This window comes from Arthrobacter sp. zg-Y179, from assembly GCF_020907345.1.
Taxonomy (GTDB): domain Bacteria; phylum Actinomycetota; class Actinomycetes; order Actinomycetales; family Micrococcaceae; genus Arthrobacter_B; species Arthrobacter_B jinronghuae.
Genome location: NZ_JAJJOB010000005.1, coordinates 228,111 through 242,590, shown reverse-complemented (window position 1 = coordinate 242,590; position 14,480 = coordinate 228,111). Strand labels below are relative to the sequence as shown.

13 protein-coding genes are annotated in these 14,480 nt (G+C 68.8%); 3 read left to right on the top strand and 10 right to left on the bottom strand.

From position 1 onward, the window contains the following. Positions 1-20 precede the first annotated feature (20 nt). From LOC56_RS04280 to LOC56_RS16265, 6 genes are all read right to left on the bottom strand, one after another. On the bottom strand, positions 21-995 hold the full coding sequence (locus LOC56_RS04280; RefSeq protein WP_229950798.1) for a fumarylacetoacetate hydrolase family protein: 975 nt from the start codon (positions 993-995) through the stop codon (positions 21-23). Between the two features lie 4 nt (positions 996-999). Next, on the bottom strand, positions 1,000-2,019 hold the full coding sequence (locus LOC56_RS04275) for a VOC family protein (RefSeq protein WP_229950796.1): 1,020 nt from the start codon (positions 2,017-2,019) through the stop codon (positions 1,000-1,002). Positions 2,020-2,102: 83 nt separating this feature from the next. Beyond that, positions 2,103-3,362 carry a glycosyltransferase 87 family protein gene (locus LOC56_RS04270; RefSeq protein WP_229950791.1) on the bottom strand — a complete coding sequence of 420 codons (1,260 nt, stop codon included), beginning with the start codon at positions 3,360-3,362 and terminating at the stop codon, positions 2,103-2,105. Between the two features lie 33 nt (positions 3,363-3,395). After that, positions 3,396-4,067, bottom strand: coding sequence for a DUF1345 domain-containing protein (locus LOC56_RS04265; RefSeq protein ID WP_229950789.1), 672 nt, complete (start codon positions 4,065-4,067; stop codon positions 3,396-3,398). Between the two features lie 90 nt (positions 4,068-4,157). After that, the gene (locus LOC56_RS04260) at positions 4,158-4,655 is read right to left on the bottom strand and encodes a GNAT family N-acetyltransferase (protein WP_229950787.1); all 498 of its coding nucleotides are present in this window, start codon (positions 4,653-4,655) and stop codon (positions 4,158-4,160) included. Between the two features lie 28 nt (positions 4,656-4,683). Beyond that, positions 4,684-5,475, bottom strand: a complete 792-nt coding sequence (locus LOC56_RS16265) for a GNAT family N-acetyltransferase (protein WP_331460909.1) — start codon at positions 5,473-5,475, stop codon at positions 4,684-4,686. Positions 5,476-6,100: 625 nt separating this feature from the next. Between LOC56_RS16265 and LOC56_RS04250 the strand changes: the two genes are divergently transcribed. Next, positions 6,101-6,994, top strand: a complete 894-nt coding sequence (locus tag LOC56_RS04250; RefSeq protein WP_229950785.1) for a dihydrodipicolinate synthase family protein — start codon at positions 6,101-6,103, stop codon at positions 6,992-6,994. 564 nt (positions 6,995-7,558) lie between these two features. Here LOC56_RS04250 and LOC56_RS04245 read toward each other — a convergent pair. The 4 genes from LOC56_RS04245 to LOC56_RS04230 all read right to left on the bottom strand — a co-directional run bounded on the left by LOC56_RS04245 (position 7,559) and on the right by LOC56_RS04230 (position 13,374). Further along, positions 7,559-10,495 carry a molybdopterin-dependent oxidoreductase gene (locus LOC56_RS04245; protein WP_229950783.1) on the bottom strand — a complete coding sequence of 979 codons (2,937 nt, stop codon included), beginning with the start codon at positions 10,493-10,495 and terminating at the stop codon, positions 7,559-7,561. Then, the gene (locus LOC56_RS04240) at positions 10,492-11,388 is read right to left on the bottom strand and encodes an FAD binding domain-containing protein (RefSeq protein ID WP_229950781.1); all 897 of its coding nucleotides are present in this window, start codon (positions 11,386-11,388) and stop codon (positions 10,492-10,494) included. Before LOC56_RS04240 ends, LOC56_RS04245 begins: the two co-directional genes overlap by 4 nt. A gap of 10 nt (positions 11,389-11,398) precedes the next feature. Then, positions 11,399-12,544, bottom strand: coding sequence for an XdhC family protein (locus tag LOC56_RS04235; RefSeq protein ID WP_229950779.1), 1,146 nt, complete (start codon positions 12,542-12,544; stop codon positions 11,399-11,401). Between the two features lie 311 nt (positions 12,545-12,855). Then, positions 12,856-13,374, bottom strand: coding sequence for a DUF3995 domain-containing protein (locus LOC56_RS04230; protein WP_229950776.1), 519 nt, complete (start codon positions 13,372-13,374; stop codon positions 12,856-12,858). A gap of 238 nt (positions 13,375-13,612) precedes the next feature. On the opposite strand from LOC56_RS04230, the gene uraD reads away from it, so the two are divergent. Continuing rightward, the gene (gene uraD, locus LOC56_RS04225; RefSeq protein WP_331460908.1) at positions 13,613-14,140 is read left to right on the top strand and encodes a 2-oxo-4-hydroxy-4-carboxy-5-ureidoimidazoline decarboxylase; all 528 of its coding nucleotides are present in this window, start codon (positions 13,613-13,615) and stop codon (positions 14,138-14,140) included. Beyond that, positions 14,137-14,478, top strand: coding sequence for a hydroxyisourate hydrolase (gene uraH / locus LOC56_RS04220; protein WP_229950774.1), 342 nt, complete (start codon positions 14,137-14,139; stop codon positions 14,476-14,478). The genes uraD and uraH overlap by 4 nt, the downstream gene beginning before the upstream one ends. Positions 14,479-14,480 lie beyond the last annotated feature (2 nt).

Here is a 14,480-nt window from a genome sequence, read left to right as displayed (position 1 = left end):
GTCTTCGGCATTGATTCCGGTCACGGTGCCACCTCATCCCTGCAGCGCACAAGCTGCGTTCCCAACCCGGTAATCGTGCCTTCCATAACGTCACCGTCGCGGAGCATCCGCCCCCAGTGGGCACCGTTCCCGGCCGGACTGCCGGTCAGGACCAGGTCCCCGGGCAGGAGCGGCATCTGCTGGGAAGCATGCGAAACCAGCTGGGCCACGGTGAAGATCATGTCGGCGGTCGATTCCGCCTGCATGGTTTCGCCGTTGAGCCGCAGCGTCACCATCAGGTCCTGCGGATCGGCCACGAACTTTGCGGGCAGCACCAGCGGCCCGGTCGGCAGGAAACCCGGGGCGCTCTTGGACCGGTACCAGTCGCTGCCGATGGCCGGCATATCCTTGCGGAAGACCAGGTCCCGGGTAGTGATGTCGTTGACCATCGTGTAGCCGAAGACGTAGTCCAGGGCATCTTCGGGGCTCACACGGAACGCCCGCTTGCCGACGACGGCGGCGAGTTCCAGCTCCCAGTCATGGGCCTGGCTGTAGCCCGGGAGCACCAGGTCCTCGGTGGCGGAGGCCATCGCCGTCGGGAGGCCGATGAAAAAGTACGGGGTACCCTCGGCGGCCCGCCGGTCCATCGTGGCGGCGGTCCGTGCCCGGATCTCCTCATCCGTGCCTTCACCGTCGCGGTGCGCCACTGCCAGGTCAATAACGTGCTGGCGGTAATTGGCCCCGGCCTGCAGGACCTGCTGCGGCCGCAGCGGCACAAGCACCGTGAGGTCCGCGTAGTCGAGCCAGCCGGCGGACTCACCGGGGGACTCTTCCGCGAGCCGGTCCAGCTGGCCCTCGGCTTTGTCCCAGTGTTCGACTACCGCTTCCAGCGTGACCCCGTCTCCGGGCAGGTCCAGGTTCGCGTCCGTCAGCGGCAGGACGCGGCCGCCGGATTCCAGTCCGGCCCGGGTCTCGCCGGTGCCCGGATCCCGAAACGTGATCAGCGAGTAGGTCATTGACTCAGCCCCTGCCGTGCTTGGCATAGGGGTTGAGCAGCGCTTGTTTCATTTCCTCGGAGGCGCCTTCCTCCGTGGCGGTGAACCCGTCCGCCAACGGGAAGGATTCGGTCAGCGAATGCGGCATGGCTCCGTTGCGGTAGAAGTTGTTTGATCCCTGGGAAGGCGTCCAGGTGCGCGGCTCCCAGTCCGGCACGTAGTTGCGGTAGCCGCCCGAGTTCAGTTCCACCCGCAGCGCACTCGGCTCCCGGAAGTACAGGAAGTTCTGCTCTCCGATGCCGTGGATGGAGGGGCCGTATTCCATCGGGGTGCCGTTTTCCATCAACACGTCCGCGGCGCGCAGCAGGTCCTCATGGGTGTCCACCCAGAACGCGATGTGGTTGACGCGTCCGGCCCGGCCCGAGGTATCCATGACCACCCCCAGATCGTGCGATTTTTCGTTGGTGGTAAGCACGGAGAAGACGGTGATCGGTGCCTCGTCCAAGGTGGTGAAGGCCATGATCCGGAAGCCCAGGGCGGTGCTGTACCAGTCGGCGAAGCCGGTGACATCGCTGCTGGCCACGGTCACATGGTCCAGGAAGCGCGGCGCCGCGGCGTGGCTGCTCCGGCGTTCCGGCCGGTCCGGGTAGATGGAGGTCCAGCCGGGTTCCGCTACGTACGGCTCCACCTCGTAGAACAGTTTCATCGGGTGCCCGTAGGGGCCGGTGAACTGATAGGCCTTGCCGTGCGCGTGCCCGCCCGGAATCCATTCGCCCTGCACACCCGCGGCTTCCACATTTGCGGCCGCCGCCTCGAGCGCCTCAGCGGAGGCCGTGCGCCAGGCCATGTTCGCCAGGGACGGTTCTTCCCCCGGCCGCACCACCAGGCTGTACCGGTAATGGTCACCCCAGCAGCGCAGATAGGAAACGCCGTCAAGGGAATCAACCAGCCGCATGCCGAAGTTCTCCACATAGAACCGGGTGGAGGCCTCGACGTCGGGGCTGGTGATTTCCAGGTGTGCCAGATGGGAGAGGAGTCGTTCCACGGGCATTCTCACATTCGTTAGGTGCTGAGCTTTTCAGAACCTAACTGTGATCGCCATCACGTAGTTGTGGAAGCAGTCTTTTCCTATGGCAGGTATCCATGCAACGAATGATCACGCGCCGGCACCGGAGCCGTGGCCCAGAACGCCAGCGCGGCGACCGGCAGCACCACGCCCAGGCTCGTGAACAGCTCCAGCGCCGCCGGGCCCTGGCCGCTGACGACGCCGGTCAGCATCATCGTGACGGTGATCGAGGACAGCATAAACACCGGCACCAGCACCACCAGCAGGGCGATGCCCGCGGCGCGGACCCCGGCCCGCCGTCGTCGTACCGCCACCCACAGCGCCGGCAGCACCAGTGCAATCCAGACCCAGTGGTGGAACCAGGAAATCGGCGAGATCGCGAGCATCACGACGGCGTTCGCGCTGATCGCGGCCACCGTGTCGCCGCGCGCATCCGACCGGCGGATGGCGACGAAACCCAGCACAACGACGGCGGCGGAGGCCAGCAGCCACAGCGGACGCTGCAGCGACTCGGGGGTTCCGAGATGCGCGAGCAGCGAGTTCAGCGACACGTTGTACATGTCCGTGGTGTCCCCGACGCGGGTGGAATCAAAGAGGGAGTCGAGCCAGAACGTGCGGGACTGCTCCGGGGAGGCCAGCCAGCCGGCGGCAATGGTGGCGGCGAACGCGGCGCCCATCGTCAGGGTGGCCCGCCAGTCGCGGCGGACCAGGAAGATCAGCCCGAAGGCCAGCGGGGTGAGCTTGATGCCTGCCGCGAGCCCGATGAGGATGCCGCGCGGAAGCTTTGACGACGCCGGCCGGAGCAGATCCGCGACGATCAGGAGCATCAGCATCGGGTTGATCTGGCCAAAGCCCAGACCTTCCCGCCACGGTCCGAGCACGCCGATCAGCAGGGCGGCGAGAACCGCGACGCCGGCACTGCCGCCCAGGGCGGTGTGCAGCCGCGGCGGCAGCACCTCGTTTTCCGTGAGGTAGCGCGCAACCAGGAAGGCGGTCAGCACCAGGCAGGCGCACGACGTCGCGGTCAGCAGGACCAGCCCCACGGCCTCGGGCAGGAGCGCGAACGGCGTCAGCAGCAGGGCGGCGAAGGGCGGATACGTGAACGGCAGGCCGCGGGTATCCGTTTCGACCAGGCTCGGGTCATACAGCCGGTGCTCGCCCAGGCCCAGGAAAGCCCGGGCCCCTTCGCGGTACACGGTGAAATCCAGGCCGTGGATCTGGGCGCCGAGGACCACCAGGACCAGGGCAACCGGAAGGCCGAGGGCGAGCCAGAGGATCCGGGTGCGGGGACGGGACGCCGGGTCCGCCGTTGATAATGCCATGCCTGCCAGTTTAGACGGCGGGGTTCCGCCGCGTTATTGGAAGAGCAGGGTGATCAGCAGGGCAATGATGAAGGTGGTGAAGGCGAAGGCAATGTAGGACTGTCCGGTGACGGTGGTGCGGGCCCGGGTGGTCAAGACATCGACGTCGGAGGAAGAGAACGTGGTGGCGATCTGCGCCGACAGGTAGTAATAGTCGGCAAAGACCGGCCCCGGCGCCGGGCCCGGCAGTTCGAACGAATCCTCGGCGCTGTCCAGCCGGGCGTAGTGCACGGCGTAGGTGGAGACCGTCACCAGCCAGGCACCGAGCACCACCGCCACGGTGAGCCCGCCGGCCAGCCCGCTGCTGATCAGGCCGGGCAGAACCAGATACAGGCCGACGGCGGCGGTCGCGAGGATGGAGCCCTGGACGTTGACGGTGGGCAGCCGGCCTGTGCGGGTGGAGGTGGCGCGGAGCCAGGTCCGCAGCGTGGCGGTGTCCGCACCGGCAAACACCCGATGGGTCAGCAGCAGCCAGATTGCGGCATAGAGGATCCAGAACACGAACGCCGTGAGAGTCAGCGTGTTGAATGTGAAGCGGACCGGTAAGAGCAGTGAATATAGGGCAAGCACCACCACGCTGCCCGGCAGGGCAATCACCAGCGCGGTGAGGCTCCGGCGGCGGTCGGAGGCCAGTGTAGGCACGCGCGTGGAGGGCGGCTGCTGCATGGCGGGATGCTACCGGACTGCGCCGTGCGTTGGCCCGGGCACTCCGCCGGTAAGGATGCGCCCGTACGGTGCCCGCCGCCGTCGTGCTGCCTATGCTTTGCCTGTTTGGGGCGGGCCGTCCGGCGGGACGGTGTCCAGATCCAGGCGCAGAAAGATGCTGTTGGGATCCGGGGTGTAGCCGCCGAACGGCAGGCACGGACGAAAACCGTGCCGCTGGTAAAGCCGCCGTGCCGGCGCGAAAAAGTCCTGGGTACCCGTTTCCAGCAGCAGGGCAGCGTAGCCGCGGGACCGCGCCTCGGCGACGATCACCTGCAGGATGCGTGCTGCGACGCCGTGTCCGCGGGCGGCTTCGACGGTGCGCATGGACTTGATCTCGCCCTTGTCCGGGCCGAGCTGCTTGAGCGCGCCGCAGCCCAGCAGCTGCCCGTCCTTCCGTGCGGTCCAGAAGGTGATGTCCGGGTCCTGCAGGGCGGCCGGGTCCAAGGCGTGCACGCTGTGGGCGGGGGAGGTGGCGAACATGTCGGCGAGATGTTCGGCCAGCAGCTTGAGTACGTCTTCCCGGCCGGGGTTGTCGAGCTGCAGCTTCACGGTGTTCCTCTCGCGGATGTGCTGAAGGTCAGCGCCGTCTCGGGTTCGGGATCGGGGTCGATGCCAGGGCCCGCTGCGCGGCCAGGATCCCCGTCAGGGTCCCGGGCTTGGCATAGACCTTGCCCTCGGCTGCGTCCGGGGCGGCGGCGGTTTCCGCCGGGCCGGCCGCTGGGGCGCGCAGATTCAGGCACATAAAGGTGCTGTTGGGGTCGGCGCGGTAAGTGCCGAACGGCGGGCAGGCGGTGAAACCGTGGCGCTGATACAGCCGCCGGGACGAGGCGAAGAACTCCTGTGTTCCGGTTTCCAGCAGCAACGCGATGTAGCCGCGGGCGCGGGCGTTCGTGATGATCTGCTGCAGGAGCATCTGGGCAACACCCCGGCCGCGGGCGGACTCGACCGTGCGCATCGAGGTGATTTCGCCGCATTCACCCGGTGCGCCTCCGAAGAGGGGAGGAAGTTCCTTCAACGCGCCGCAGCCCAGCAGGGTGCCGTCTTCCCGGACCGTCCAGAAAGTGACCGAGGGGTCCCGCAGGGACGGGGGAGTCAGGCCGGCGGCTACTGTTCCGGCGGGATACAGCAGATCGCGGTTCTCTGCGAGCAGGGCCCGGACATCCCCTTTGCCCGGATCGTCCCGGAGAACGCTCACCCGGTGCGCCTCCAGAGCGCGCGGGCCGGCCTGCCCTCCGCGGGCGGTGGGGTGCGTGTCGCGGAGGTCCGGGATAAGGGGCAGGGCCGCCGTCGTCGCCTGCTGGCCCGCACCGGCGAACGGGACCGGACCCGGAACGCGGATCGGCGGCGGAGTGGGGATGGAACCGGGCATTTCTAACTTCTTCCAACTTTGAAACGGAGACGGGCTCGAATGTCTTCCGGGACGAAAGGCTGTTGCCCCGGCAGGGCGGCGTCGACGATCCCGCCGCATTGCAGCTGGTGGCACCCGCCGCGTTTTCTCAGCCAGAGTCTAACCGGTGGCCGCCGTGACGGCGGTCACGGGCAAGCTGGGTCGCGGTTGCTGCACCGCTGGCTGGGCTTGCGGGTCCCGATTCCCTCCGGTTTGGGGCAAGTGGCCTCTCGTGCGGCAGCGCAACTCGGCGATCCGGGCGAGATTCCCTGCGGCTTGGGAAAAACCCTGCGGCTTGTGCCAATCCCTGCGCTGCGCGGCGCAGGGATCCGGACAAACCGCAGGGATTTGCCTGGTCGTGATCGCGGCCGAAAGTCCTTGCCATATTCATGTCGTATACAGATATTGCTTCCATGAGCACCTGAGAGATGCGCGAACCGACCTTCCTGATCCTGACAGCCTTAGCCAAGGGCAGGCACCACGGATACTCCCTGCTGACGGAAACCAAGAAGCTTTCCGGCGGGAGGGTGTCGGCGTGCCACCCCCGCGGCGGCGCGCACACATGATGTGCTGGGCCGGTCGGTTTCCCACGCTGAAACGAGCTTCCGTGTTCACAGGTCTGTCCGCCTTTCCCTTGACGCCCGTCATCAACGACACGGTGAATGAGGACCTGTTCGCCGCGCTGGTCCACCGCGCGGTGGCGGCCGGGGTGGATTCCATCGGCGCCCTGGGGTCCACCGGAAGTTACGCCTATCTGTCCCGGGAGGAACGACGCCGGGTGGCAGCGGCCGCGGTGCAGGCGGCCGGGGCGGTGCCCGTGATCGTAGGGATCGGAGCGCTGCGGACCTCCGATGTCCTGCGCGGAGCCGAGGATGCCCAGAACGCCGGTGCCGCCGGCCTGCTGCTCGCGCCGGTGTCCTACCAGCCGCTGACCGAGGACGAGGTGGCCGGCTTGTTCGAGGCCGTCTCCGCCGCCAGCTCGGTGCCCATCTGCATCTATGACAATCCCACCACCACCGGGTTCACGTTCACGAACGAGTTCTATGCCCGGCTCGGTGCCCTGCCGCAGGTGGAGGCCGTGAAGATTCCACCTCGGCCCGTTGACGAAGCGGAGCGGCGGGTCCGTGAGGTGCGTGCCGCACTGCCAGACCGGGTGGCACTGGGAGTCAGCGGCGACGAGTTTGCCGCCCCTGCACTGCTCGCCGGCGCGGACGTGTGGTTCAGCGTGCTGGGCGGCACCCTGCCGGACCTGGCGCTCGCTATCACCCGGGCGGCGCAGACCGGCGACGCCGAGACCGCCCGGCGTTTGTCGGCGCAGCTGGTACCGGTCTGGGAACTGTTCCGGCAGTTCGGCAGCCTGCGGGTCACCTCCGCAATTGCCGCGGAGCTGGGCCTGCTGCCGCGGGAGAATCTTCCGGCCCCGCTGCGGCCCCTGTCCGAGGACGTTCAGCGGAGGATCGGCGGCGTGCTGCAGACGCTTCGGGGCTCAGCGGCCGGTTAGCCCACGGCGCATCCCTCCGCAGGAAGCAAAACTCCTCCGGTTTGGGAAAACCCTGCCGGTTTGGGAAAACCCTGCCACGGCGCAGCGGAGGGATTTCCCAAACTGGAGGGAAAATGCACAAACCGGAGGGTTTCGCACCTGATTTCCGGGCCGCAGGACACAAAAACTCCTCCGCTTCGGGAAAACCCCTCGGTTTGTGGCAAATCCTGCCGCGCGCGGCGCAGGGATCCGGACAAACCGCAGGGAAGCGGACAAACCGCAGGGATTCGCACCTGATCTCCGGGATACAGACGTCGGGCTGCACCGCTTGAGGCGCCAGGTTACACCGCGGCACGCGTCGGGCTACACCGTCGCAGCCGGGGCCTCCGGATCAGCCGGGGCCTCCGGATCAGCCGGAGCTTCCGTAGGGCGCGAACCCTCCAGTTTGGGAAAACCCTGCCGGTTTGGGAAATCCCTGCCACGGCGCAGCGGAGGGATTTCCCAAACTGGAGGGGAAATACACAAACCGGCGGGAAACGGGCGGGCAGCCGGAGCCGGAAGGCGTGCGGCAGGACAGGGCAGGCCCTACACCGCAGAAGCTGGCGCAGCCTCCGGTCCGGCCGGAAGTTCCGCCGGAACCTCGGCTGCAACCCGCGCGTCCCGCAGCCCCAGATAGACCCGATCCCGGGCGAACGGCGTCCGGGTAAAACGGATACCGGTGGCATCCCGGAGGGCATTGGCCAGTGCCGGAGCCACGGGGTTGAACGGGCTTTCGCTCATGGACTTGGCGCCCATCGGGCCCAGCGAATCGTCCGTCTCGGCGAAGAAGATCTCCGTTCGCGGCACGTCGGCGAACGTGGGGACGTGGTACTGGCGCAGGATCCGGGTCTCCACCGTGCCCTCGGGGTCGATCCGCACCTCCTCGAACAAGGCCGCCCCGAGGGCCTGCGCAATGCCGCCCTCGATCTGGCCGCGGCACTGCATCGGATTGACGACGACGCCGGCGTCCGCAGCGTGCACGCTCTGCAGGATCCGGATCTCCCCGGTCCCGGCATGCACCGCCACCCGGAAGCCCTGCACGTTGAAGGCGACCGACCGCGGGGTGCCGCCCCACCGGCCCTCCGCAGACAGGTCGATGCCCGCCTCGCGGGCCCGGGCAGCGACGTCGGCCAGGGGCACGCGTTCGCCGCCGGACTCCACCGCGTCGGCCAGCAGATGCACCTGCGCGGAGGTGTTGCTAAACAGGGACGCGGCGAAGCCCTTGAGCAGGGTGGCCAGTTCCTCCGCCGCTGCCAGCGACGCCTTGCCCGCCACCACGGTGCCGGTGGAGCCGTACGCACCGGTGTCGTGGTCCACCAGATCGGTGTCCGACTGCCGGATCACCACCCGGTCCGCGGTGGTGTGCAGCGCCGTCGAGGCCAGCTGCGCGTGCACGGTGGTGGTGCCGTTGCCGAACTCGGCGGTGCCGACGTCGAGCCCGTACCGGCCGTCCTCGCGGAGAGAGATCTTTGCGTGGCTGATGTGGCCGCGCGGCGGCACGGTGTCGATCATGGCGACGGCGGTGCCCTCACCGATCAGCCACCCGCCGCCGTCGAACGAGCCGCCGTCGGCCGAACCGTCCCCGGAAAGCCCGGCTGAAACAAGCTCCGACCCGGAGGTCTCCGGCCGCTGCCGGCCCGCGGCCAGGGCGCCGGAGACCAGCTCCAGGCACTGGTCGAGGCCGTAGCTGCCGTAATGCACGTCCTCGGCGGGTTCGGGGGCGGTGGAGACCATGCGGTCACCGTGCGCCACCACGTTGCGGCGGCGGAAGTCCAGCGGATCCATGTCCAGACCGCGGGCGAGTTCGTCCATGGCGGACTCGATCGCGTAGATCATCTGGCTCAGCCCGTAGCCGCGGAACGCCCCGGAGGGCAGCGTGTTGGTGTAGACGGAGCGGGCGTCCACCTTCTTGTTCGCGCACCGGTAGACGGCCACGGATTCCCCGCAGCCGTGGAACATCACGCCGGGGGCATGGTTGCCGTACGCCCCGGTGTTGGCCGTGACATCCAGGGCCAGCGCGGTCAGGGTGCCGTCCGCCGCGGCCCCGGCCCGGACCTTCACGGCGAAGGGGTGCCGGGTGGTGGTGGCGGTGAACTGCTCCTCGCGGGTCAGCTCCAGCTGCACGGGGCGCTTCAGCTTCAGCGCGGCCAGCGCGGCGAGGTCCTCGGTGAGCACTTCCTGCTTGCCGCCGAACCCGCCGCCCACCCGGCCGGCGAGCACGCGCACCGAGGCAAGCTTCAGCCCGAAGACCCGGCACAGCGTCCGCCGGACCAGGAACGGCACCTGCGTGGAGGTCCGCACCACCAGGCGGCCCAGGTCATCGAAGTACGCGATCGAGCCGTGCGTCTCCAACGCCACGTGCTGCAGGCGCTGGCTGTAATAGGTGTTCTCGTGCACGACGTCGGCCGCTGCGAGGCCGGCGGCAACGTCGCCAACCTCGGAGTGCAGTTCCGCCACGACGTTTCCGGCGGTACCGGGATGGACCTCCGGAGCGCCGGGCGCCAGAGCCGCCTCGGGGTCCAAGACCGCGGGCAGCAGCTCGTATTCCACCTTCAGTGCACGCACGCCCTCGGCCGCGGCCCCCACGGTGTCGGCGACGACGGCGGCCACCCGCTGGCCGCGGAACCGGACCACGTTGTCCAGGACCCGGGTGTCGTCGGGATCGTCGGTGTGCAGTTCGTGCTGGGCGGTGGAGAACAGCTGGTCCGGGGCATCCTCGTGGGTGAGCACCGCTTCGACGCCGGGCACGGCCAGGGCGGCGCTCGCATCAATGGACAGGATCCGGGCATGGGCGTGCGGGGAGCGCAGGATCTTCAGGTGCAGCAGCCCGGGCAGGTCCTCCGCCGGGACATCCAGGGTGTAACGGGCGCGGCCGGTGACGATGTCCGGTCCGGCGGGAGCGGCCACGTTGGCGCCGACGGTCTGGGCGTGGTCCGTCCGTGCATCGCCGGTAGGTGCTCCGGCTGCGGCGGAGGGCTGCGCGGGGTTCTCGCTGCCGGCGGTGCTCGTTTCGGTGTGCCGGTGCCCGCAGACAGCATCTTCAATGCTCCGGTAGCCGGTGCAGCGGCAGAGATTGCCCTTGAGGTTCCGGGGAAGGTTCTCCTTCTGCTGCTCGTCGAAGGTCGCGGCGGTCATAACCATGCCGGCGGTGCAGAACCCGCACTGGAAGCCCTGCGCGTCCAGGAACTGCTGCTGCATCGGATGGAGCGCCGCGCCGCCGTCGGCCCGGGCGTCCCCGTCGGCTGGCCCCGCGGCGTCGGCCAGTCCCTCGATGGTGGTGATCTCCCGGCCCTCGGCCCGGACCGCGGGGTAGATGCAGCTGTGCACGGGTTTGCCGTCCACATGCACGGTGCATGCGCCGCAGTCGCCGGCGTCGCAGCCCTTTTTGACGCCCAGGTTGCCCTGTTCGCGGAGGAAGGTGCGCAGGCACTGTCCGGGGAACGGGGAAGCCTCCACCTCGGCGTTGTTGATCCGGTAGGTCACAGGGAACCGTCCTTTGGTGCGGGTGCGGGTGCGGGTGCGGATGCGGGTGCGGGTGCGGGCGGCGACGCGGCTGCGGCGAGTTCCGCGCGGATTTCTTCCGCCAGGCGGTAGGTCATGTCCTGCCGCCATTCGGGCAGCCCGTGCACGTCGTCGTGCCAGAGCCCGGCGTCGATGGCATCCTCCAGCCCGCCCCGCAGGCCGGCGGCGTCGGGCACAGCAGGGAAGCGCAGCTGGACCGGCCGTTTCGTGGCCGCAGTGACGGTCAGGACAAAGCAGCCGTCCTCGTCGACACGGCCGATTAGCAGCACCCCGGACCGGCCCAGATTGGTCAGCGAGAGCCGCCGGAAGGCAGTGCGCGCTCGCAGCGAGGCAGCGGGAAGCCAGATGCTGCGCAGCAGTTCGCCCGGCACCAGCGCGGTACGCCCGTCGCCGGTCACGAGTTCGGCCACCGGCACCCGGCGGGAGGTGCCGCCGGGGGAGTGGATCAGGGCGACGCCGTCCAGCGCCGCGGTCAGCGAGGTCATGGGCCCGGCGGGCAGGCCGGTGCAGATGTTCCCACCCACGGTGGACACGTTCCAGACCTTGAAGGAGGCCACGAAGGAGTCGCAGCACGGCTGCACCAGGTCCAGTGCCGGCCAGGCCTGCCGCAGTCCGGGCGGTGCGGCGTCGGGGAAGGCATACAGATCGGCGATGGTGCAGGTGGCGGCGATCTCGAGTCCGTCGTCGTTCAGCACCAGCGGTTCCCAGCCGGCGGCGGTGACATCCAGCAGCCGCTGCAGGGTTTCACTGCCGTAGGAGAACAGCACGGTGCCGCCGGCGAGCCAGGCGTCGCCGGGACGCCACTGCTGCGGGTCCGCGGTGCGGATCAGCTCGGAAACGGTGGGCAGGTCCATAGGGGTTTCCTCAGCTGGCGCGGAGCCGGTTGGTTGGATGGATGGGACCGGAAACGTCGCGCAGCGGTTGTCCGCTGGCGGCCGCTCCGGACCGGGCGGCCACGATCTCCGCGAAAACGGACACCGCGGTCTCCTCGGGGGTGGCGGCGCCGATGTCGAGCCCGATGGGGGAGTGCAGCTTCGCCAACTCGGGTCCGGTCAGCCCGGCTGTATGCAGGGCGGCCAGCCGGGCGTCGTGGGTCCGGCGCGACCCCATTGCCCCGACAAAGGCCAGCTCCCGGCGCAGGGCCTCGGCCAGGACCGGGACGTCGAACTTGGCGTCGTGGCTGAGCACGCAGACCACGGTGCGGGCGTCCAGCCGCCCCGCCGCTGCCTCCCCGCGCAGGTAGGAGTCCGGCCACTGCACGTGCACCTCGTGGGCATCGGGGAAACGGCTCGGACTGGTGAACGCAGGCCGCGCGTCACAGATGGTCACGTGGTAGCCGAGCATCCGTCCCTGCCGGGCAAGGGCCGCGGAAAAGTCGTTGGAGCCGATCAGCACCAGCCGCGGCGGCGCCAGCCGGGACTCCAGGAACAGCACGGCGCTGCCGCCGTCGCACTCCGGCCCGCCGGGCTCTCCCAGCTCGACGACGCCGGTGCGGCCGGCCGCCAGCAGCGGAGCGAGGCGGGCTGCGGCACGCGCCGGGTCGACGCCGAGCATCGCGGCCAGCGCGGGGCCGTGGACGGAAAGCAGACCTGCTGGCGTTGCCGCTGCCGGGTCCTGGATCAGCAGCGGAACGGAAGCCGCGCCGTTGTCGATCCGCCGCAGCAGGGCGCAGGGCGCGCCGGAAGGCGGAACGAAGGGAACCGTACCGGGGAACACCGGGGAGATGAAGACGTCCAGGGTGCCGCCGCAGCTGAGTCCGACGGCGAACGCATCGGTATCGCTGTAGCCGAAGGACTCGAGCCTCGGGCGGCCGTCGGCGAGGACCTCCTCGGCCGCGGTGACGACGGCGGCCTCCACACAGCCGCCCGAGAGGGAACCGGAAATCACTCCGGTGCTGCTGACCAGCATGGTGGTGCCGGCGGGCCGGGGAACGGAGCCGGAGGCGCGGACAATGGTCGCCGCGGCGCAGGGAATATCGCAGGCCGTGGCGGCGGCCAACTCCTCCAACATGTCCAACACTGCGGCCTACCCTCCGGCAACCCGGCGGCAACCGCCACCGGTTAGCCCAGTAACCAAAGCGGTGAGTTCCCCCTGCGGGAAATGACGGGCAGGGGCCTTAATTCCGCAAAACAATGAAACATTTCAAAAGCGCATTACTTGGTATCTGCGGGTCGCAAAAGAATGTTCTTCGGGCACCGTAAATCCGGTTCCAAAACCCGCAGGGCTCCGGTAATTGCAGGGAAGCGTACCACGCGGTTCTTTCCGGCGGGATACCTCGCCGGAAATGGCGTGTTCTCCGTCAGCGGGCGCGTTCCCGGTGGTTATCCCGTCCGGCGCGGGACGGCACGGGACAGCACGAGATAGCCGAGCAGGGCCAGGCCCCACAGCAGGAACACGGGGTCCCAGAGCCAGGCATGCCCGATCGTCGCCATGCGGTTATACCCGGTATCCGAGCGGATCAGCCCGGCCAGCACGGCATTGCTGACCACCGTGTTCGTACCCCCGTACAGCACCAGCACCACGGCACCGATCCAGCTCACCGTCCGCCAGAGGCCCGGCCACGGCACCCGACCGTACGCCGCCGCCGTGGGAACCAGTGCGGCCGCCGCCTTGAAGGCGGCCACGGCTCCCAGCAGCAGCCCGGTCCGCAGCGGCGCCTCTGCGGATTCCCGCACGGCCCACTGGCCCACGGTATCCAGCAGCCAGCGTCCGCCCAGCGCCCAGTAGAGGCTGAAGCCGGCGTGCAGCAGCCCGGCGGCGCATGCCGTCCACAGACAGGCGCGGCCGAGCCCGGTCGGACCCTGCCGGCGGCCTGCCTTCCGTTCAACGGAGGAGTCCATGTAAGTCATTTTGGAAGCCGTCCCGCCGTACCGGAAGCGCCTGCCGAAGAGTGCGCAAATTAACCTGCGGTAATAGTGCGGGTTTATTAACGAACAGTTCCTTGACAGATACTGCGGGGGCGCACAGACTGTCCCAAATATAAATTCCGTTCCGGAACATCGAATCAAGTCGGCGTCGCCGATGGTCAAGGGTGTCCAGCGCCGGCGGCGGATGAGCTCTGACTGAAAGCTGACACCCGTGCCCCCAGAAAACACGCCTCCGGAAGCAGCGGATTTCCTTGCCGCCTTCAATGCAGCGTCCCGGCCGGATGCCGAAGCCATGCTCCGGCCCTGCCTGGACGTTCCCCGCTGGTGCAATGAGGTAGCTGCCGCCCGGCCGTTCGCCACGCCAGGGGAGCTGCTGAGTTTCGCCGAGCTGGCCGCCCCGGATTTCACCCAGGCGGAGATCGACGCCGCCCTGGCCCACCACCCGCGCATCGGTGACCGCGCCGACGGCACCGGCACGGAAGCCGGCTTCTCCCGCAGCGAGCAGGCGTCCGTGAGTGGGCTCGAGGGGATCCAGGACCGGCTGCAGGCCGGCAACCGCGCGTACGAAGACCGGTTTGGCCGCGTATTCCTCATCCGTGCCGCCGGCCGCAGTGCGGAGGAAATCCTGGCCGTCCTTGAAGAACGGCTGCAGAACACCGACGCCGAAGAACTCCCTGTCATTGCAGCCCAGCTGCGCGACATTGCCATCCTCCGACTCGAAGGACTCTTGAACGCATGACCCGCAGCCACGTCACCACCCACATCCTGGACACTGCCGCCGGCAGGCCCGCCGCCGGCGTCGCCGCCTCCCTCTGGTCCCTGCATGAGGGCAGCGAGACCCGGGTGGGGGAGGGAACCACGGACGGGGACGGCCGGATCGGGAGCCTCGGTCCGGCGGAACTGGAGCCGGGCACCTACCGGATCGACTTCGCCACCGGCGACTACTTTGCCGCCGCCGGAACGAAGACCTTTTTCCCCAGCGTCTCCCTGACCTTTAGCCTCACCGACCCGGCGCAGCACTACCACGTGCCGCTGCTGCTGAGTCCGTTTGCCTACTCCACCTACCGAGGAAGCTGAGC